Here is a 21,093-nt window from a genome sequence, read left to right on the forward strand (position 1 = left end):
GATTTGTATTTAGCCTACAAATTATTTAGATTGTTTTTAAATAAGGAGAAATATACTACACTTTGTTCCGAAGAATTAGAAAGAATTCAATTCGTTAATATTATCTTTGCACCATTATGAATAAAAAGAAAATAGCGCAATACATTGATCAGGAGAAGCTTTTCACACAAGAAGACAAAATACTGGTAACACTGAGCGGTGGAGCGGACTCAGTTGCTTTGTTGCGTCTACTTCTTGATATGGAGTACACCTGCGAGGCGGCACATTGCAATTTCCATCTGCGGGGAGACGAGTCTGTTCGAGATGAAATGTTTGTCCGCGAACTATGCTTGCAACTGGAAGTTCCGTTATATGTCCAACATTTCCAAACTACAGAAGAAGCGGAAAAACGCCACATATCCATTGAAATGGCAGCGCGGGAATTACGTTATGCCTGGTTTGAACAGCTCCGTTTACAACAAGGTGCCGACGTTATCGCCGTGGCCCATCATAAAGATGACAGCGTAGAAACTCTCCTGCTCAACCTTATCCGTGGAACAGGCATCAACGGGCTATTGGGTATCCGCCCCAAAAACGGAAACATTGTCCGTCCCTTGTTATGCCTCGACCGGAAAGAAATAACCGAGTACCTACAAGAAATCGGGCAATCTTACGTAACGGACAGCACCAACCTGCAAGACGAATATACACGCAACAAGATACGCCTCAGTCTATTGCCTCTAATGCAGGAAATCAATCCCTCCATAAAAGAAAGCCTTCTCCGCACCTCAGAACATCTGAATGATGCAGCTCTCTTATATAAGAAAGGTATAGAAGAAGGTAAACAGAAAGTGCAAACCGAACAAGGTATCCTAATCAGTGCTTTGCTCCGGGAGCCTGCACCGGAAACTTTATTATTTGAGATCTTATCTCCATTAGGATTTAACAGTGCACAGATCAAAGATATTTTCACCTCCCTGAACGGACAACCGGGGAAGATATTCCTTAGCGGAGAATGGCGTGTAATTAAAGATCGGGAGCTTCTGCTGATAGAACCAGTCTGTTCAGAAGATGCTTCAACTGTCTTCTCTCCGGATGACCCTACCCTACCCTTCCGTCTGACAATGGAAGAATTAGAAGTCACGGATGATTTCATCATTCCCCGCGACCGAAGCACTGCTTGCTTCGATGCAGACAAACTAAAACAACCTCTCACAGTCAGACACTGCCGACAAGGCGACACATTCGTTCCCTTTGGTATGACCGGACGAAAAAAGATCAGCGATTACCTTACTGATCGGAAATTCTCCCTTTCCCGCAAAGAACAACAATGGGTGCTTTGCAGTGGTTCCCATATCATTTGGTTGATAGGCGAACGTACTGATAATCGTTTCAAAATAGACACCCAAACACGGAAAGTTGTTATTCTGAAGTTTATTCCTTATTGAATCAGATATGAACAAAGTGCGATAATGTGGTAGGGTGATAAAGTGATAGCGGGATAACGCTCTGTGATATATAGCGCAGCTACTTTATCACTCTATCATCTTACCGCCTTATCACTCTTTCATCCATTTCTGCACGGTTATGAACAAAACACAAATTACGCGAATTACACAAATAAAGGTCTGCACTGCAATCAGCTATTACTAAGTTATTTTTCTCCGGTTGGGAAAATAAATAAGAGAAAAATAGTTACACATAATACATCCGTCCCACCCTTTGCTAAAAGGGCTTCGGATTTTTACTAAATTCACGACTGAAAATTAGTAAAAATCTACCGGAAAATTAGTAAAAATCCGATAAGGTTTTAGTAAAAAACAGTCACCCCGTTCAGAAAGGCTTCTGACGGCACTTTTAGTTATGTAATCATTAAAAAACAACTTGGTACATAATTTTTCTCAGGATTATGAATTATTTCAACACATGGTATCACGGAGTTTTATCGATTTGAAATCAAAAGAATAGAATTCCGTGATACTCCGTGTTACTCTGTGGTGAAATAATTCCTTTCTTCTCAGATATGAACAAAACATTATAATAGAACACAAATTACGCGAATAAAGGGTTACGCTACAATCAGCTATTACTAAGCTATTTTTCTCCAGTTAGGAAAAAACATCTTTCCAGTTGGGAAAAAACTTTTCTCCAGTTGGGAAAATAAAACGCCCATTTATACCGTATGTATTGTCTTTTAAGCGTTACTGACGAGTTTTGAGGTACCGCCTTAATAATATAAATACAGACACAAATGTATCGGAGAATTCTATAGAAATTCTGAATGATAAGGAGTTTATTGCATGTAGGATTAAAGCTATAAAATAATCCGGTCCTCTTTCTGCCGCACAAAGCAGTCTGAAAGCAATGAAGCAAACGGAGTATCATACGTCCGCGCCTTGAACGAACATCCTTTGACGCATGCGCAACACTTGATACACTTTTCGGCAATCGTATTACATTCGTCACCTTTCAGAATAGCTCCCGAAGGACAATGTACAGCGCAAACGCCACAATGCGTGCAAAGTTCCGCATTCACTTCCGGTACACGCGGCAAAGGAACACCACTTTTACGCAACTTTATTACCCGGCGCAGAAATTTGAATAAAGGCAGAAAAGGCTGGCGCGGGCGCTGAATACGGTTCACATCCACCGGATACAAGTGCTCCATATCAACGGCGGCATTTATTTTCGTCCGTATCTTCGCACCAAATTCCTCCGCATATTGCAAATCATTTGTATCCGGACGCCCTGGGGCTATTGGATTTTGTTCCGTACTATACGAATGTTCTCCCACAAAAGTAGCCCCGGCAATAACTTTGAAGCCCTGGGCAGAAGCAAATGCATCCAATTCTATCAAAGCCTTTTCATACGCGCGGTTACCATAAACTACTACCAGCACAACCGGAGATCCCGATCCACGAATACCCTGCAACCGCTCCATAGCCAAAGGAGCTACCTTGCCGCCATACACCGGCACAGCAATAACAGTCAGTATATTCTCCGGAATATCTACCTCAGCAGCATGTAGTGTTAAATTCGTAATAACAACATTTGTTAGTCCTGTTCCGCGAACAATTGCCTCACCAACTTGTTTAGAAGTACGAGTAGGCGAAAAATAGATGAAATGAACTTCGTTTATATCCATAAATATATGCGCTTTTTCTTGGTTTATCAAGCAAAGATAAAGTTTTAAAATTAAAAAAAAGACGAATTGTTTATGAAACCAAAAATATTTATTACCTTTGCACCGTTGAAACATTCTGTAAACTCCTAAGTGCGGGTAGCTAACAGTTTTCCGGTTCAATAATAAATATCCCATAATCATTATATTAAATAAAGGTATATTTGCCATGTTGCTTGTGACGACAACCGCAACCGTGTGAACATATCTGTCCAATAACAAAAGAAATTTTAAACCATTCACATATATACTGTATGTATAATATCATTCAATTGAACGACAAAAATTTGTCGGAACTTCAATCTATTGCCCAAGAACTGGGTATTAAAAAGACAGACTCACTAAAAAAAGAAGAACTTGTTTACAAGATACTTGATGAACAAGCCATCGCAGGTGCTACCAAAAAAGTTGCTGCTGAAAAGCTGAAAGAAGAGCGTAAAGTGGACAGACAACAGAAACGTACCCGCGTAACCGTAAAAAAAGAGAGTACTGACAAAGTCTTTACCGCCAACAAAAACGGCGATCTCACTAAGGCAAAAGCTGAAGCTTCAGTAGCAGTCGCTAAAGTACAACCGGTAGCAGAAGCAGTAAAAACACCGGTAGCAGAGGCACCTAAAGCGCCGGTAGCGGAAAAAGAAGTAGCTGTAGCAGCTACAGCAGCTCCTGAAAATACTGAAACGCCTAACTCAACAAAGCGTAAACCAGGACGTCCGCGTAAAGCTAAGGTAGAAGAAAAAACTCCCATACCCGCACCCGTACCTGTTGCAAAGAAGGAAGAACCTAAGAAAGCTGAGCCCGAATTGAATTTTGAAACAGAAGTGCCTAAAGTTATCAAGAAAGTCGTAGTGGAAGACAGCCCTATCCTGGCTGAACCCGAAGATGACTTCATCCCTATCGAAGACCTTCCGACCGAAAAAGTAGAACTGCCTTCTGAACTTCTCGGTAAGTTTGAAGCAACTAAAGCTGAAACACCCGCAGTTCCTGTAGTTGAATCTATTCCTGCTAATCAACGTCCACGCCTTCGTCCCCGAGACAATAATAATACTCCTTACAATAATAACAACAATAATAATAACCGGAACAACAACCCACGTCCCGTACAACAGCAGCGTCCGGCACAACCGAATGCCAACAATGAGAATTATTCTCCTGTCCCCGAACGCAGACCTGTAATTGAACGTGAAAAAGTATACGAATTCGACGATATCCTGACCGGTACAGGCGTACTGGAAATCATGCAGGATGGTTACGGATTCCTTCGTTCTTCCGACTATAATTACCTTTCTTCACCAGATGATATTTATGTATCGCAATCTCAAATCAAACTGTTTGGCCTGAAAACCGGTGATGTTGTAGAAGGTGTAATCCGTCCTCCTAAAGAAGGTGAGAAATATTTCCCACTAGTAAAAGTGGAAAAAATCAATGGACGTGACCCGGCTTTCGTACGTGACCGCGTACCATTTGAGCATCTCACACCATTATTCCCCGACGAAAAATTCAGATTGTGCAAAGGTGGCTATTCAGACTCTATGTCAGCTCGTGTAGTAGACCTTTTCGCTCCTATCGGTAAAGGCCAGCGTGCATTGATCGTGGCACAACCTAAAACCGGTAAGACCATCTTGATGAAAGATATAGCCAATGCCATCGCAGCAAATCATCCGGAAGTCTACATGATTATGTTACTTATCGACGAACGCCCGGAAGAAGTAACTGACATGGCACGCACCGTAAATGCTGAAGTCATTGCTTCTACTTTTGACGAACCTGCCGAACGCCATGTGAAAATCGCCGGTATTGTGCTGGAAAAGGCCAAGAGACTGGTAGAATGCGGTCATGACGTAGTGATCTTCCTGGACTCAATTACACGTTTGGCACGTGCTTACAATACAGTATCTCCGGCTTCCGGTAAAGTACTTTCCGGTGGTGTGGACGCAAATGCACTTCATAAGCCCAAACGTTTCTTCGGAGCTGCCCGTAATATTGAAAACGGTGGTTCGCTCACTATTCTTGCTACTGCCTTGATTGATACAGGTTCCAAGATGGATGAAGTTATCTTCGAAGAATTCAAGGGTACAGGTAACATGGAATTGCAGCTCGACCGCAACCTGTCTAACAAACGTATCTTCCCAGCTGTCAATATTGTTGCTTCCAGCACCCGTCGTGACGACTTGCTGCAAGACAAGCAAACTTTGGATCGTATGTGGATACTCCGCAAATATCTGGCTGACATGAATCCGATTGAAGCTATGGATTTTGTGAAAGACCGCATGGAAAAAACCAAAGATAACGATGAGTTCCTAATGAGCATGAATAGCTAAAACCATAGCTAAAAAGACAAAATCAACAATAAATAGGATTATATATACAAAAATGGCGGGACATTTTCGGATATCTCGCCCTTTTTATTTATTTTTGTCGCAAGTAATCAGATTTCATTATATAAACATTTAATTAATCAGGTGAGGCTCAGTAAAACGATCATACTATTTTTGTTGATGCTATTTTACAGTACTTCCTACATCCAATCGACAAATCTGGATTTGGTAGATGAGCGTATACACCTGATGGAGTACCTGATGGATAACAATCTGGCCTATTCTCAAGAAGTCAGATTACATGATATCGCCCAGTGGGAAGATGAGCTTGTTGACGCATTTCGTAACAAGAAGGATTATAAACACATGTTCCTCATGCAGCAAATGGCTGCTTATGCACTTGTATCTGATGGACACATCAATGAAGCATTGGAAAAAGCAAATGCCATGCTACAGCAAGCTACCTTAATGAGATATGATATAGGAATAGCCATATCACACTATGCCATTGGCGATACTTACCTCAATGCCAACATGACTAATGAAGCTATCGAGGAATATGAAATAGCCATGCAGAAGCTATATAAAATTGCAGACTCCGAAAAATTACAGGAAAAAGTACTTATCCAATTAATCCCCACACTTATCAGACTGGGACGATTAAATGAAGCTAAAGACTATTTGGAACAGATAGAACAAGTAAAAGACTATCGACATAGCCGCTTCATAGAAAATATCTTTCAAGCCTACTATTATCTTCATACTAATAACCTGGAACAAGCCCGGGAATATATTCAGGAAGCAGAAGAATGGTATGAGTATTATCCTTTCTTTTTTCACAGTTCTATTTTGAAATATATCCAAGCCGAATATGCCAAGCAAGTCGAAGATGACGAGCAAGCCATAAAATTATATAATGAACTGACCGTTAGCACCAGTAGCGCCAATGTCTACAATAGATATCTGAAAATGAAGAATTCATTGGCACGGCTGTATACCAAACGTGGAAGAGCCAAAGAGGCATGCGAAATATTTCAAGATATCAATGCTGCACGAGATTCTATCAATGCACGCAACTACTCCTCGCAAATTAATCTGCTGCGAACCATATATCAGGTAGACCGCCTTGAAATGGATAATCAAAATGAACGTAACCGATTATTGTTTTATTCTATCATGGGGTGCATCCTTATTTTAAGCATATCCATTGCATCGGTACTCTATATCCGTAAGATCAATAAACGACTGATAGCATCCAGGCTAAAACTGGAAAAAGCACGGCAAATTGCAGAAAATTCCATCCGTACCAAGAGCATTTTTCTATCGAATATGAGTCATGAAATACGCACGCCTCTAAATGCCTTGTCCGGTTTCTCTGCTATTCTGACGGATGCAAATATTGATATCAGCACCCGGCAACAATGCAATGAAATCATTCAGCAGAATTCAGATTTACTGTTGAAACTCATAGATGATGTCGTAGATCTTTCTAGTCTGGAAATCGGCAAAATGCAATTTCTTTTCGCTAACAATAATGCTGTGGCTATATGCCGGAATGTAGTGGATACGGTAGAAAAGATAAAACAAACATCCGCTTCTGTACTGTTCCAAACTTCTTTAGAGAACTTGGAAATCTATACAGATGAAGCACGTCTTCAACAATTACTAATTAACTTACTGATTAATGCCACTAAATTTACCACAGAAGGAAGTATTACTCTTTCATTAGAAAAACAGCCAGAAGGAGTTGCTCTGTTTGCTGTATCAGATACAGGTTGTGGCATAGCCCCAGAAAAGCAGGGTGCAATATTCAATCGTTTCGAAAAGCTGAATGAAAATGCACAAGGTAGTGGATTGGGACTTTCCATTTGCCAACTGATTGTGGAACGTTTCGGTGGAAAAATATGGATTGACCCCGAATACAAGAATGGTTCCCGTTTCCTGTTTACCCATCCTATTGTCTCAACTAGCAGAAAGGAGGTATCAGAATGAAACGTCTCTTATTTATAGTAGTTCTTTTACTTCAAATCTTTTTCATATTTGCAAACAGACCCATCAAACGGTCACCTGTTACCGATAGTCTTATAACAGAGTTGCAAACACTTCCACATGACACCACCAGACTAAAACTACTCGAAAAGCTTGTGCTTACGGAGCAGAATTCTCCGCATTACATAGAATATGCAGAAGAAATGTTCAACGAAGCTCAGCGTCAAAAAAATGCTAAATACATCTGCAGCAGTACCTATTTTAAAATTCTATATTACTATAATAAAGAAAAAATAGACAGCGTCAGTAAATTGGTCGATTATGTAAAACCCATTGCTGAACGCATGAAATACTACCGTTTGTACTTCAACGTACAAAAACTGCTCATATATACCTATATTTATAGCGAAAAATATGAATATGCCATCAATGAAGCATTGGAAATGCTCAAGATAGCAGAAGAGTTGGATAATGTAGATGGATGCATAGCTGCATATTCATGCCTGGCAAGTGCCTATCATGAAACCAATCGCAAGAAAGAAGAAGGAGAAGCGCTACGTAAGGCCCATGAATATGCTTCCGAGCAAAAGACAAGCAGTACGCAAGTCAATGTTTTGGAACAACTGATTATGTTCAGCAATGACCAAAATGATTATAAAAACTTGAAAGTATATTTAGATGAAAATAAGCAGCTGATGGAAGAAATGTTAGCCTGGGATCCTGACATGTATGAGTCTTATTTCAACCTCTACCTATTTTCAACAGTATTCCAGTCCTACTACTATACAGGTATAGGAAAAACCGACTCTGCACAATATTATATAGAGAAGGCACAAGATTTCATAACTCCGCAAAGTTATCTCCCTTACATCACCATGTATCATGATGCCTATGCCAAATACTATCACCACACAAAAAATTATCAGAATGCATTAGTACACATGGATTCCGCCCTGATATATATGCAACAATCTAAGTCAGCATTAACGGAGTACGCCAAACAATTATCCCGCAAAGCTGACATCCTGCTGGAAATTGGTCAATATGCAGAAGCATTACCACTATACGAAAAATCTAATCACATTCAAGATTCATTGACTGCTGCCATATCAGCCAAGCAATTGGAAGAAATCAAAGAAATATACCATCTTAACCAGCTAGTATGGGAACGCGGGAAACTCAGGAATCGTGTACAAACCAGTATTCTCCTGAGCCTTGGAATCATACTAGTGCTATGTATCACTTATATGCTTCGCATCAACCGGATACGAAAAGCATTGAAAATTTCAAAAAAAGAGACCCAGAAAGCTACTCGTCAAACAGAGCGGGCCAATGAAATGAAAAACCGTTTCTTGTCCAACATGAGTCATGCCATCCGGGTTCCTCTGAACGGAGTATTAGGTTTCTCACAAATCATAGCAAACGAAGTGGAAATTGACGAACCTACTCGCAAAGAGTATGCGGACATCATTCAACAAAACACTGAACAATTAATGCGCCTGGTAAACAATGTTCTTGATCTATCCCGTCTGGAGGCTGGTATGATGAAGTTCCAATTAAGTGACTATGACATTGTACAACTTTGCAAGGATTCCGTAGGAATGGCACAAATGCAGAATCCAACTTTGCATATTCATTTCTACAGTGACATTGACGAGTATATTGTTTATACTGATACAAACCGGATGATGCAACTCATCGTCAGTATTCTTACTTGCCCCTCTCCATCTTTCAAAGAAGAACGCGATCTCCAATTCACTTTAGATAAAAATGGAGAAATATTATGCTTCAAAGTTACGAACTCTCCATTGGCAGACCTCAATTATGCCAATCAGGACTCTGCTTTGCGTAACGATGTCAACCTTTTATTACTGAAACACTTCGGCGGTACTTATCAGGTAATTCATGACGGTAAGGAAGGACCGACTATTCTTTTCACTTATCCTGCTACCTCAACTGAATAATATTCTTGCCTCAAAAGAAGGTAGATACAGGGATTTTTTGTACTTTTGCGCCTCAATAAGAGTAATTTGTAATTTATAAATAGTAATTATATCATCATGTTCGATAATTTAAGCGAAAGACTGGAAAGGTCGTTTAAAATTCTGAAAGGTGAAGGAAAAATCACCGAGATCAATGTTGCGGAAACCCTGAAAGATGTGCGCAAAGCACTGTTAGACGCCGACGTTAACTACAAAGTAGCCAAAACTTTTACAGATACGGTTAAGGAAAAGGCATTGGGACAAAACGTATTGACAGCCGTAAAGCCCAGCCAATTAATGGTGAAGATCGTGCACGACGAGCTAACTCAATTAATGGGTGGCGAAACTGCAGAAATTGATTTGGAAGGAAAACCTGCTGTCATCTTAATGTCTGGTCTGCAAGGTTCCGGTAAGACTACTTTCTCCGGTAAGTTGGCACGAATGCTAAAAACGAAAAAGAACAAGAAACCGTTGTTGGTGGCTTGTGATGTATACCGCCCTGCCGCTATCGAACAGTTGCGCGTATTAGCAGAGCAAATAGGAGTTCCAATGTACTCTGAACCGGATAGTAAGAATCCGGTGAAAATTGCAGAAAATGCAATTCAGGAAGCAAAAGCCAAAGGATATGATGTTGTAATCGTCGATACCGCCGGACGTCTGGCTGTGGATGAAGAGATGATGAATGAGATTGCTGCTATTAAAAAAGCAATCAATCCGAATGAGATTCTTTTCGTTGTAGACTCTATGACCGGTCAGGATGCTGTAAACACAGCAAAAGAGTTTAACGAACGTCTTGACTTTAATGGTGTTGTACTGACTAAGTTGGATGGTGATACCCGGGGTGGTGCCGCTCTTTCTATCCGTTCAGTAGTAAACAAACCGATCAAATTTGTGGGTACAGGTGAGAAACTGGATGCCATCGACCAATTCCACCCGTCGCGTATGTCAGACCGTATCCTCGGTATGGGTGATATTGTTTCATTGGTGGAACGTGCCCAAGAGCAATATGACGAAGAAGAGGCCAAACGCCTGCAAAAGAAGATTGCCAAGAACCAGTTCGACTTCAACGACTTCTTGAGTCAGATAGCGCAAATCAAAAAGATGGGTAACCTGAAAGACCTGGCTTCTATGATTCCAGGTGTAGGTAAGGCTATAAAAGACATCGATATTGACGACAATGCTTTCAAGAGTATTGAAGCTATTATTTATTCTATGACCCCTGCAGAACGTAGTAATCCTGCCCTTCTGAACGGTTCACGCAGACAACGTATTGCTAAAGGTAGTGGTACGAATATTCAGGAAGTAAACCGCTTGTTAAAACAATTCGATCAAACTCGTAAGATGATGAAGATGGTAACAGGTAGCAAGATGGGTAAAATGATGCCTAAGATGAAATAATAAAAATACTGATATGACACTAATTGACGGAAAAGCAATTTCGGAACAAGTAAAACAGGAAATTGCTGCAGAAGTAGCAGAAATTGTGGCGAAAGGTGGTAAACGTCCTCATCTTGCAGCAATTCTCGTAGGCCACGATGGTGGTAGTGAAACGTATGTTGCTGCAAAAGTAAAAGCATGCGAAGTTTGCGGATTCAAATCCAGTCTCATCCGTTACGAGGCAGATGTGACGGAAGAAGAACTTCTTGCTAAAGTACGTGAACTAAACGAAGATGCAGACGTAGACGGGTTCATAGTACAACTTCCATTACCCAAGCACATCTCCGAACAGAAAGTGATCGAGACCATTGATTATCGCAAAGATGTAGATGGTTTCCATCCCATCAACGTAGGACGCATGTCCATAGGATTGCCTTGCTATGTATCAGCAACTCCCAACGGAATTCTAGAACTGTTAAAACGCTACCAAATAGAGACTTCTGGTAAGAAGTGCGTAGTATTGGGACGTAGTAACATTGTCGGCAAACCAATGGCTGCTTTAATGATGCAAAAAGCCTATCCGGGAGATGCAACTGTAACTGTATGTCATAGCCGCAGTAAAGATCTCGTAAAAGAGTGCCAAGAAGCTGACATCATCATCGCTGCACTGGGACAACCTAACTTTGTTAAAGCCGAGATGGTGAAAGAAGGTGCCGTAGTTATTGATGTAGGTACTACTCGCGTACCGGATGCCACTAAGAAATCAGGATTTAAACTGACCGGTGACGTAAAGTTCGACGAAGTGGCTCTTAAGTGTTCATTCATCACTCCCGTACCGGGTGGCGTAGGACCGATGACTATCGTTTCTTTAATGAAGAATACATTACTGGCTGGTAAGAAAGCAATTTACCAATAATCCCGAATACCGGAAGAAGACAATTATCTCCATTAGGCTTCTTCCGGTATTTAGTTTAATCTATAATACTCATGAACACACAGCTAAAAACAATTTTTGTTTTTGTTTTCCTTTTTCTTGTCTGTACCATACGGGGAACTGCGCAGAACTTTTCAATCGACTATCCATCCTATCAATACAGAAATAGCGATGCACTTGAAATCAGCCGGATCGTCCGTAATGATACAGCCACTATTTTATATATGGATGCCTATTCGCGCCCTAACTATTGGATACGTCTGGCTTCGGGTCTATCACTCCATGGAAATCAAACCGGAAAGAACTATCCTATCATCCGTTCACAAGGTTTCGAGTTGGACAAAGAAGTCTATATGCCTGCCTCGGGAAATGTAACTTTCAGCCTTCAATTTGCTCCTCTTGCCCCCCAAGAAAAGATGATTGATTTCATAGAGGGAGCCAATAAAGGAGATTTTCAAATTAAAAGCATAAGCCTCAACGAGCAAGAAAAGAAAGGAAAGATTCATTGTCACATTTCAGGCAAAGTAATCGATAGTCCGCAATCCAGCCGACTCGTATTGATGAAAGCCCATAAGAATCCCAGTAGCAGCCCATGGCTATCAATACCTATACGCAATGGAGAATTTCAATATGATTTCTACGCTGATCATGAAGAAGTATACGAAGTCTTTATCTGGAATGATATGCTTACCGGTAGCTGGCTCCCTTCTCTCTTCTTTGCAGAAAATGGTCCTGTTTCTTTCACCCTATACCCGGCTAGTACCAGAAAACCGGGACTAGTGAGCACAAGTAATCCATTAACCTGTGAGTTACAACAATTGGAGAGTGAAAGAAAAGCCAAATTCAATTTTGACTCTTTATACGCTCAAATGAATAAATTATACGAAGAAAACCGTTTCGAAAGTGAAGCACTGCAAACTCTTTGGAAAAAAATCGAGCAGGTTAAGGACAACAATGAAGAGCGAAATAATATCTACAGAGAAAGAGACCGTCTTGAGGAGAGCGGAGAAGCATACACAGAAGAAGGAAAAGCTCTTTTGGCGAAAATTAAGCAATTAAACGAAGAAATGAATCAATGGACTATAAAGCATATAAAACAGAACCCTTCCTTACCCGGACTATATGTTCTGACAAGTAAGACAGAAATGGCACGCAAAGGTGAAGACGTTACTCCATTTCTGAATGCCTATCAGGAAACTTTTGCCTCTCTCTATCCGGAACACCCTTATGGTCAGCAAATGCAAATGCTCATTAAAAACGGGCAACCGGAAATTGGAAAACCATATGTTGATTTTTCAGCTCCTGACCTAAATGGGAACAAAGTACAAATATCAAAATATATTCAGGGAAAGGTAGCGTTAATTGATTTATGGGCTTCTTGGTGCGGTCCATGTCGTGTAAACTCCAAACAAGTTATTCCCATATATGAAAAATATAAGAATAAGGGATTCACTGTCATCGGTGTGGCACGTGAGCAAGGAAGTGATGCCCGCATGAAAGAAGCTATCAAAAAAGACGGCTATCCTTGGTTAAACCTCATTGAGCTCAATGACACCAATCAGATATGGACGAAATACCGGATACCGAATGCTGCCGGAGGTACTTTTCTTGTTAATGCTGAGGGAATTATTCTTGCTATAAATCCCACAGTTGAAGAAATAGAAAGTATTCTCCAAAAGGAACTTTTAACTCCTTAAACATTTATGAGAAGAATATCTCCCCTCACACTACTTTTTTTTCTTGTATCATGCAACAGTGCGGCACAAGAACAAGTAGTAGCTGAAGCATCTGACACTGTTCCTTCTGCTAAAGTCACATTATTATTTGTCGGTGACTTGATGCAACACAAGGCACAACTTGAAGCTGCGCGTACAAGTCAGGGGACTCATGATTACTCTCCTTGTTTCTCTCTTGTGAAAGAGCAAATAAGTAGAGCAGACATCGCTATTGGAAATCTTGAAGTCACCCTCGGCGGAAAACCATATACAGGTTATCCTGCATTCTCAGCCCCAGATGAGTTCTTATATGCTATTCAAGATGCTGGATTCGACATACTATTAACAGCAAACAACCATTGTCTTGACCGCGGAAAGAAAGGTCTGGAACGCACCATCCTTATGCTGGATTCTCTACATATTCCGTACACAGGCACCTATCGGAACAAAGAAGAGCGCTCCCAGCGTTATCCTTTACTTATTGATAAGAACGGATTTCGTATCGCCCTTCTCAACTATACCTATGATACTAACGGAGTCAAGCCCACCTCTCCCAACATAGTGAACTATATAGATAAAAAAATCATACAACAGGATATTGACACTGCCCGAACATGGCAACCCGATGCTATCATAGCCTGTATGCATTGGGGAAATGAGTACCAGTCTCTTCCCAGCCGGGAACAGCGGCAATTAGTAGATTGGTTATTAAAACAAGGGGTAACGCATATCGTCGGTTCACATCCACATGTCATACAGCCAATGGAATTACGCACTGATACTCTGACCGGAATGCAGCATGCCGTAGTTTATTCTTTAGGGAATTTTATATCCAATATGAGTAAGGTAAATACTGATGGTGGCCTTATTTTCACGTTAGAGTTGGAAAAAGATACAGTTATTTCCTCCACACCAAGTGTCCATATTAGTCATTGCGGATATAATCTGGTATGGACAGCACGGCCTACCCTTACCAAAGAAAAAAATTATGTCCTTTATCCGACCGATTCCACATCCGTTTCAAAGCTGCCGGAAGTAGCACGTAACCATCTGAATATCTTTACTAAAAACTCTCGAAAGCTCCTTCAGCAACACAATGTAGGCATCAAAGAGAATAAAAAATAATGCAGATTCTCACAAAAATATTCCTCCAAACATTTGCAGTATCAAAGATTATATCTATCTTTGCACCGCGTTTGAGAAATGACGCAAACATGGTGACTGTAGTTCAGTTGGTTAGAGCGTCAGATTGTGGTTCTGAATGTCGAGGGTTCGAGTCCCTTCAGTCACCCTAAAAGAAAGAGGAATTTCAGTAATGATTTTCCTCTTTCTTTGTTATATTATATATCAGACTTTTGGCAAGATTATTTTCTCCGATATTGCTGTGGAGATACTCCTGTTTGTTTCCTGAAAAACGTACCAAAATAGGAAGCATTAGGAAAGTTGAAGTAATCAGATATTTCCTGTATGCTCTTCTGCGTGTTCTTAAGCAACGAAATGCTCTTACGGATAATGGCTTTGAACACCAGCTCCTGCACCGTATATCCACAAATCGACTTGGACAGTACAGAGAGATACTTAGGCGACAAACAAAGTTTATCTGCATAAAACTCCACGCCACGCTGCTCCATATAATGCATTTCAATCAACTGAATCAACCGTATGAAAATATCGTGCTTATGTCCTACCGAGGCTCTTTGAGTGATAAGTTTACGATTATAAATGGAGCAAAGCCGATACGTCAGTCCCAACAATAACAACTTCTGTTCATAGTGATTGAATGTATTTTCCTCTATCCGTAAAGTATTGTCCAGAAGAGACATATATTTCAGGACTTCATTCTCTTCACCTGTGCTCCATACGTAGCATGGCTCCGTGGCAAGCTGCGAATAGAGATGCATAGAAGTCACACAATTACCTATAATGTCACGTATCGGATCTGTCTGGTAGACAAGAATAAAAACTTCCGCATCTTCCGACTGACGGGCAACCTGAAAGACAGAACCACCGGGAATAAAGAGAGTCTCATTCGCTTTGGCCGAAAAATCCTTCTGATTCAGAGTAAACATAAAACTTCCCTGACGGCAAACCACCAGCCCTACTCCATTTACTTGAAACGGTTTCTTCAATGACTCAGGAAAATCATGAAGCATACCTTCCGAACTACAAACATCCTCTCCACTTAACAATGCATGGTTAAGACGAGACAAACGTTCCTGCTGAGTATCCATAATATCACGGGTTATATTGAAAAACAGCGCTAAGTTAGCAATTTCCGTTTAGGATAAGGAATAATCAATACAAATATCATGCAAATAAGGCAACCGTATATAGTCCAGCCAGCCATTTCCTTTACAGCCGACAGGGTGGCCTGCACCTGAATCCGCCCTTTGGTAGACATTGCCGCCATATTGACTGCATCCTGCTTGCTCTTTCCCTGATATTGCATGCCTTGAACAGTCTGAGTAAACGAAGCGGAAGCCTCGGGATGAAGCATATCCACATTTTGTGCATAGCGGGTGACATAATGCTGCTGACGCTCCTGCAATATATTCGAGTAAAGAGCGCCTCCGATGCCGGGTCCCAACACCATACGCACGGTAAGCATGACGCAAATCCAGGTAGAAAGGTACTTATAGGGCATGCGTTGCGTAGCATAGGCAGCAGTCAAGGCATAAAGGAACATCATGCCGGTGGCACGGATAATGACCGGATACTTCATCCGCTCGTATAATCCGGCACTCTGCACTTCGAAATACATGAATACTGCCGACAATCCGAGAAACAGGAAACCGGCTGCAAACAGATACTTGAAATGCACTCCCTTGGAACCCAATATCATAGAAGAGATAGCACCAATCGCATAACCTGCCATACACCAGTTGCCCAATGTCGCATTCTGGTAATTATCCAGTTTCATCCCGATGCCCGTAAATACATTGACAAACATGGCACTTGAATTGAATATCATCAGTAACAGATAAAGCAAAATGCCCATACGAATGGTACGTAACTTAAAGACATCCAACAGGAAGTAATGTGAATGGCGGTTCTTCTCCATATAGAAAAAGATACAGGCAGATATAGCCGCAACCAATGTGGCAGTGCGGATGGACGCATCATCATACCAATCCAGGACCTTGCCATAAACCAGCACATAAGTGATGCACACCAATGTAATGCAGAACACCGCCACATTGCCGAACTGCCTGAAGTTGATAGGAAAACGGCGCGTAGCAAACTTATGATAAGGCATTGTGATAAAGATAACCAAAATGGAAAGCAACACAGTACCCATCATAAAATAATACACATACTGCCATTCATACTCAAAAGCCAGCCATGCCGTTAGTGATGTGCCCAATTGCCCTAAAATCATAAAGAACAAGTAAATACCCGGTTGGCTGACGCATCGGTCAATATCCAGTTTGTTCCAACCCTTATCATCATCAGGTTCCAGTCCCGGAGTGATGTTACGGGTAGCTTCCATTCCGGCAGCGTACTTGATAAGCGTAAACAGATTGACCATCATCAACACCATCCGCAGGAAGCCCATGAGCAGACTGCAAAGCGCCAGAATAAATATACTGTCCGTCTCCGCACAGATATAGCTAAAGACATACATGAGCGAGAACCCCGCCAGACACATCATCTTCTCCCGGCGGATACACATCAAGCGATACAGGAAAGGAGCGAAAGCCGCCATTCCGATGGAAGTGACGAAATTAGTGAACTGAATATGCTCGGAGATGATGCCCAGTCCACTCATCATCTCAGTGCTGTTGACAGAGTAAACGCCACCCACCGTAAGGATAGGGATAAAGAGCAACAACATGATGATGATGCCTACCGGTTTAGGCACCCAGTTGTAGAAGGGATAGTTTTTAGGGTACGAGGGCATGGCGTCAGAGTTTAGCTTTCACAACTACCATCATACCTGCCGCCAGTTTCCCATTATCTTCTTTGGAGAGATTGGTGAAATCGATACGAACCGGTATGCGCTGTTGTATCTTCACAAAGTTTCCGGCAGAATTATCAGTGGGAACCAACGAATATTTAGAACCCGTAGCCCCCGAAATAGCCGTAACAGTTCCTGTGAATTCTCTATCGCTGATGGCATCCACCGTGATAGCCACCTCCTGCCCAAGATGCAGATTCTCAATCTGGGTTTCTTTATAATTGGCAACAATCCACTTCTGCGTATCGGGCAAGATGTAAGTGATGGTCTGCCCTGCCGAGATGAATTGACCTTCCTCCAAGGCACGGCGTCCCAACTTTCCGTCGCAAGGGGCTACGACCACTGTATAAGACAGGTTCAGCTTAGCCATTTCCAAGGCAGCCGTTGCCCGTTGGATAGCAGCCTCGGTACTCTCACGGCGATGAGACACTTCGTTCACTCCCGAGAGAGCCGCCTTCCGTTGACGCCTCACGGCTTCCAGTTTCTTGTGTGTGGCTTCATATTCCGTTTCTATCTGCTCTAACTGAATGGGAGTTGCAGCATTCCGTTTCACCAGATTTTCATAACGCTGGCGGTCTTTCTCCAGTTTGGCCAAACGGATTTCTATTTCAGAGATGGAAGCATCATAGACGGATGCGGTGGTTTGCGTAGTCTGCAAGGTGGCTCCAATGACGGTGGCGCCTGCCTGTGCATCCTTCAGGGCGGCTTCGGCTTCCATAACGCGGATTTTATATTCACGGTCGTCCAATACAAGCAAGGTGTCTCCCTTGCGAACTTCCTGGTGTTCGGTGAAATAAATCTTCCTGATATAACCCGAGGCACGCAGATTGACAGGAGATATATACTGTTCTATTTGGGCATCGTTGCTGGTTTCGGTCTGCTTGTAATCCAAGAAGAGACAGACCACCTGTATGACTCCCCAAATCATGACACCTATTCCCAACAGGCTGATTACGACTTGCCAACGGCGTAATTTTCTCAACTTCTTTGCTTTCTCCTGATGCGTACTGGATGCGCTATTGTTTTCTACTGTTTCCATATTCGGATGTTATTGATTAACTTGTTATTTGACTAATGATTCTATTTGCCCGGTCAGTTTCAGCAACATAAGGTTGGTCACCCGATAGTTGTAGTGGGCGCTGATGTAGTTGTTCTGGGCTTCGCTCATCCGCATTTCGTCTTGCAGCACTTCGGTCATCGAGGTGATGCCTTCGCGGTATCGGTCCATAGTGACGGTATACACATCTTCGGCGAGCAAATAATTATCTTTCTGCTTTTTGAAATTCCGTTGGTTGTTCATCAGGTCGTTGGTGGCATTCAGGTATTGGGTCTGCAAATTCTTGCGGGTGTTCTCCTGTGCCAGTTTGATGTTTTCGATATCAATGACGGCCTTGCGGGTTTTATAGCGTTTGTCCAGACCATCGAAAATGGGAACACGCAGCGAGAGGCCCAGGCCATAGGAACGGTACCAATGACCGGAAGAACCGGAATGAAACCAGTGGTAAGCCTTATCGGTGTAAGCGGAAAACATCCAGTTGCCCGTCAGATTCAGGGAAGGGATGTATCCGTAACCAATCATCTTCTTTTGCTGCTCGGCCAGTTGCCGTTGCGATTGCAGCAGTTGGAGTTCGTATAGGCTCTCCGAGAGTCCGGTCAATGCTACGGGAGTGATAGTTTCGGTATTCACCGGCACTAAGGCTATTTGCTTTTCTGCGGGATAATCGATAATGTATTTCAGCAGGTTCAGTTGCTGTTCCAGCATGGCCTGTGCATTGTCATACTGTACTTTCAGGTTTTCGAGATTGATGTTCACCCGTTTCACATCGACTTCCATTGCCATTCCGTTGTCATAGAAGGCCTGCGTGATGTTCTGCAATTCTTCAAGACGGGTGATATTGGCTTTTATCAGTGCGATTTGCTCGGCGGTGACCTGCCCCAGATAATACATTTTGCAGACTTGCAGGATGAGGTCTTCCCTCGCCTTTTCGTAGGTGAGGCGGTTCATCTCGTCCATCGTCCGCGCAATGGAGATGCTGGTGTAGAGGGTTTGGTTATAGAGTGGCATTTGGAGCTGCAATCCTGCGTTGGCACTGTATTGCAGGGTATGAGTCACATTGTAGGGATTGCCGTAAGCTGAGCCGTCGGTAACGGAGACAGGCGGGTCGATGTTATCATTATAATTGGCAAAACCATTGATTTGGGGCAACAATCGTGCCCGGTTCTCGGAGATGCCATACCTTCCCTTTTGTATCTCTTTCCGTTTACTTTGCAGGGACAGGTTGTTCTCGATGCCTATCTTCAGACAGTCTTCCAATGCCAGGGTATCTTGTGCGCCTGCACTCGCAACGGGCAGGCAGAAAAAGGAAAAAATGAACAGTAACCTTCTCATAACAATTATTTGATATTTGGAAGCAAAGTTAGCGGGTTAGTGCAAAAGGATGCTGTCTATATATCGACTGTTTATGTTCACATTTTCCCTTTTTATAGGGAGATATTAGTTCACATAATAACAGAGGGCTAAATTATTATGCATAATGCAAGCTAATCAAGAACATCTACTTATGTAAAAAAAGGTAAATGCAGGAAACCATAAAAACGTTTCAATTGTTACTTTAAAGATAGCATGACAGCATGTATAACTAAAATAAATGATTATGGAAACAAACAAAAAACTAATCGCAGTCGTAGAAATTGGTGGTGACAAAGCAGTTCAATTCTGGGCAAGAGCCGACGACCTGGCACAGCAATACAATGAAAAGTCAACGGATATAGTTTATACAGTGGTGAAACTTCCCGACTCTGATAACCTGTTCCGCTTCTTTGCCGCTTCAAAAGAAGAAATGACGCAGGAAACTTTGCTGGAATGCAGCCGTGAGTTCCTGGATGAATTGCTGACACTGGTTCCCAGCGAATGTGTCAGGATAAAAGTGATTGACAACTCTACAGAACTATAAGCATGAGCAAATAATCTCTATAACAACACACCCCGCTACATTCTTACATCATGTAACGGGGTGTGCTTAGATATAAAAGATATCTCTACTTTTTATTGAATATCAGGTCAAGCCCTTGTTTACGATAAAAATCAAAGCGGGTATCACTTGATATGAGTGGCAGATGCTCGGTTATGGCATGAGCAATAATGACATGGTCGGAAGGATCTTTGTGTCCTTGCATTTCATTGATCTCCAGTCGCGCATAAGTCAGCATATGTTCTTTCTTCAAAGGCAATATCTTAACATAATATTCCGCTTCTATGGCAACAACCATTGCTTCTATTGACTTCCAACGTTTAGAGCATAAGCCCTTATTACGATAAGCCACTATAAGTTCACGAACAGATTCTGCACTAATATATAATACAGTATCTAAATCTTGTATGATGGACGCCACATCTTCACTTAAATAATCCGTATCGGTAGCTAAATACACAAAGATATTTGTATCAATAAGATACCTCATTATTACAGCAAAAATTTAGGGTCGTTTACAATAAGGCTTCCTTTGAGCCTTTGTGCGGCTTCCCAAGTTTTGCTCACCTTTTTCTTCTTCGGCTTCTGCACTTTAGCTTTGGCCTTTTCTTCCGGTTGCTTTTTTTCTTCTTCCATACTTTCTTGATATTACTAAAACTCTATGCAAACTTACATATAAATCCTCGGATTT

16 protein-coding genes and 1 tRNA gene are annotated in these 21,093 nt (G+C 41.9%); 10 read left to right on the forward strand and 7 right to left on the reverse strand.

Annotation, left to right across the window (positions count from 1 at the left end; translation table 11 throughout):
- Positions 1–116: 116 nt before the first annotated feature.
- Complete coding sequence (tilS, locus tag DW182_RS08135) at positions 117–1,427, forward strand: tRNA lysidine(34) synthetase TilS (RefSeq protein WP_118295246.1); 1,311 nt, start codon at positions 117–119, stop codon at positions 1,425–1,427.
- Between the two features lie 866 nt (positions 1,428–2,293).
- Here the strand turns inward: tilS and DW182_RS08140 are convergent.
- On the reverse strand, positions 2,294–3,124 hold the full coding sequence (locus DW182_RS08140; protein WP_118295247.1) for a 4Fe-4S binding protein: 831 nt from the start codon (positions 3,122–3,124) through the stop codon (positions 2,294–2,296).
- A gap of 290 nt (positions 3,125–3,414) precedes the next feature.
- Between DW182_RS08140 and rho the strand changes: the two genes are divergently transcribed.
- The 8 genes from rho (at position 3,415) to DW182_RS08180 (ending at position 14,763) form a co-directional block, all read left to right on the forward strand.
- The gene (gene rho, locus DW182_RS08145) at positions 3,415–5,478 is read left to right on the forward strand and encodes a transcription termination factor Rho (protein WP_118295248.1); all 2,064 of its coding nucleotides are present in this window, start codon (positions 3,415–3,417) and stop codon (positions 5,476–5,478) included.
- 177 nt (positions 5,479–5,655) lie between these two features.
- Complete coding sequence (locus tag DW182_RS08150; protein WP_118295249.1) at positions 5,656–7,467, forward strand: ATP-binding protein; 1,812 nt, start codon at positions 5,656–5,658, stop codon at positions 7,465–7,467.
- A complete protein-coding gene (locus tag DW182_RS08155) occupies positions 7,464–9,428 on the forward strand; it encodes a histidine kinase dimerization/phospho-acceptor domain-containing protein (protein ID WP_118295250.1) in 1,965 nt (654 codons plus the stop codon). The genes DW182_RS08150 and DW182_RS08155 overlap by 4 nt, the downstream gene beginning before the upstream one ends.
- Before the next feature lie 96 nt (positions 9,429–9,524).
- Positions 9,525–10,844 carry a signal recognition particle protein gene (gene ffh, locus DW182_RS08160; protein WP_118221036.1) on the forward strand — a complete coding sequence of 440 codons (1,320 nt, stop codon included), beginning with the start codon at positions 9,525–9,527 and terminating at the stop codon, positions 10,842–10,844.
- Between the two features lie 13 nt (positions 10,845–10,857).
- Positions 10,858–11,739, forward strand: coding sequence for a bifunctional methylenetetrahydrofolate dehydrogenase/methenyltetrahydrofolate cyclohydrolase FolD (folD, locus tag DW182_RS08165; protein ID WP_118295251.1), 882 nt, complete (start codon positions 10,858–10,860; stop codon positions 11,737–11,739).
- Between the two features lie 71 nt (positions 11,740–11,810).
- On the forward strand, positions 11,811–13,454 hold the full coding sequence (locus DW182_RS08170) for a TlpA disulfide reductase family protein (protein WP_118295252.1): 1,644 nt from the start codon (positions 11,811–11,813) through the stop codon (positions 13,452–13,454).
- Positions 13,455–13,460: 6 nt separating this feature from the next.
- Positions 13,461–14,597: a CapA family protein gene (locus tag DW182_RS08175; protein ID WP_118295253.1), complete on the forward strand. Its 1,137-nt coding sequence runs from the start codon at positions 13,461–13,463 to the stop codon at positions 14,595–14,597.
- Positions 14,598–14,689: 92 nt separating this feature from the next.
- Positions 14,690–14,763: transfer RNA gene (locus DW182_RS08180), tRNA-His, on the forward strand.
- Positions 14,764–14,836: 73 nt separating this feature from the next.
- Here DW182_RS08180 and DW182_RS08185 read toward each other — a convergent pair.
- From DW182_RS08185 to DW182_RS08200, 4 genes are read right to left on the reverse strand one after another with little or no spacing between them, the layout of a single operon-like run.
- A complete protein-coding gene (locus DW182_RS08185; protein ID WP_118295254.1) occupies positions 14,837–15,703 on the reverse strand; it encodes an AraC family transcriptional regulator in 867 nt (288 codons plus the stop codon).
- Between the two features lie 29 nt (positions 15,704–15,732).
- Entirely contained in the window at positions 15,733–17,373 is a 1,641-nt protein-coding gene (locus tag DW182_RS08190; RefSeq protein WP_118295255.1) for an MFS transporter, read from the reverse strand.
- Between the two features lie 4 nt (positions 17,374–17,377).
- A complete protein-coding gene (locus DW182_RS08195; protein ID WP_118295256.1) occupies positions 17,378–18,469 on the reverse strand; it encodes an HlyD family secretion protein in 1,092 nt (363 codons plus the stop codon).
- A gap of 24 nt (positions 18,470–18,493) precedes the next feature.
- Positions 18,494–19,819: a TolC family protein gene (locus tag DW182_RS08200; RefSeq protein WP_117707002.1), complete on the reverse strand. Its 1,326-nt coding sequence runs from the start codon at positions 19,817–19,819 to the stop codon at positions 18,494–18,496.
- Positions 19,820–20,084: 265 nt separating this feature from the next.
- On the opposite strand from DW182_RS08200, the gene DW182_RS08205 reads away from it, so the two are divergent.
- Positions 20,085–20,384 (forward strand): hypothetical protein, encoded by a 300-nt coding sequence (locus tag DW182_RS08205; RefSeq protein WP_233564110.1) that lies wholly within the window; start codon positions 20,085–20,087, stop codon positions 20,382–20,384.
- A gap of 85 nt (positions 20,385–20,469) precedes the next feature.
- On the opposite strand, the gene DW182_RS08210 is transcribed toward DW182_RS08205, so the two are convergent.
- Together DW182_RS08210 and DW182_RS22270 are read right to left on the reverse strand one after the other, a co-directional pair.
- Complete coding sequence (locus DW182_RS08210; RefSeq protein WP_118295257.1) at positions 20,470–20,892, reverse strand: type II toxin-antitoxin system VapC family toxin; 423 nt, start codon at positions 20,890–20,892, stop codon at positions 20,470–20,472.
- A 2-nt stretch (positions 20,893–20,894) separates the two neighbouring features.
- Positions 20,895–21,038 (reverse strand): hypothetical protein, encoded by a 144-nt coding sequence (locus tag DW182_RS22270; RefSeq protein ID WP_182426034.1) that lies wholly within the window; start codon positions 21,036–21,038, stop codon positions 20,895–20,897.
- Between the last annotated feature and the right edge of the window lie 55 nt (positions 21,039–21,093).

Origin of the sequence: Bacteroides sp. AM16-24 (assembly GCF_003471885.1) — a bacterium.
Lineage (GTDB): Bacteria > Bacteroidota > Bacteroidia > Bacteroidales > Bacteroidaceae > Bacteroides.